This is a genomic window from Bartonella vinsonii subsp. berkhoffii ATCC 51672 (genome assembly GCF_902825225.1).
Lineage (GTDB): Bacteria > Pseudomonadota > Alphaproteobacteria > Rhizobiales > Rhizobiaceae > Bartonella > Bartonella berkhoffii.
Genome location: NZ_CADEAK010000105.1, coordinates 1 through 564 on the forward strand (window position 1 = coordinate 1; position 564 = coordinate 564).

Genomic DNA, 564 nt, shown 5'->3' on the forward strand with positions numbered 1-564 from the left:
CGCCACTTTCCATATATGCAAGGGAATCAAATTTAGTAACTCCAGAATAAATGGACACGTCTTAGTTTATGCACAAAGAACGAGTCAGGTGCTGTAATCCACGTTCTAAATATAAAGTTAAAAGATGATAACTCTTGAGAAAAATGATTATCAAACCAAGCAGTAAAAGCTTGCGTAAAGACAGATGAAAACCATTGTTTAAAATCATCGTATGGAAATAATGGAAAATAATTTCTATCATCACGCGCAAAGATACTATGTAGCATACAAACAATAAAACCTGTTGATGTGGCCTTCATGCTTGTTTCAAGACATGCATCTTGAGGCGAACGGACACCATAATATATGTCTTCCTGTCCAATCTTATTAACAAGATCAATCAACTGGACTTTGCTTATGGAGATCTGTGGAACATCTATCATCTCTGATCTTTCTTCTTTAAGAGTGTGAATGGTGCTGTTGCTGTTCATTCTTTTCTTCATATTGAAGCTTCGTCATTTCATTTTGTTCACACGGTTTCATGCAAACAGTGGAACCTTTAACAAAAGAAAGCGTTGAGAGCGT

At 36.0% G+C, this 564-nt stretch carries 1 protein-coding gene; it reads right to left on the reverse strand.

The features are described from left to right. Positions 1-32: 32 nt before the first annotated feature. Positions 33-422 (reverse strand): hypothetical protein, encoded by a 390-nt coding sequence (locus J7R10_RS08470; protein WP_246787422.1) that lies wholly within the window; start codon positions 420-422, stop codon positions 33-35. Between the last annotated feature and the right edge of the window lie 142 nt (positions 423-564).

What these genes read in the sequence shown, in the direction of transcription:
- J7R10_RS08470 (WP_246787422.1), bottom strand. Translation starts at nt 422, where the DNA reads ATGATAGATGTTCCACAGATCTCCATAAGCAAAGTCCAGTTGATTGAT.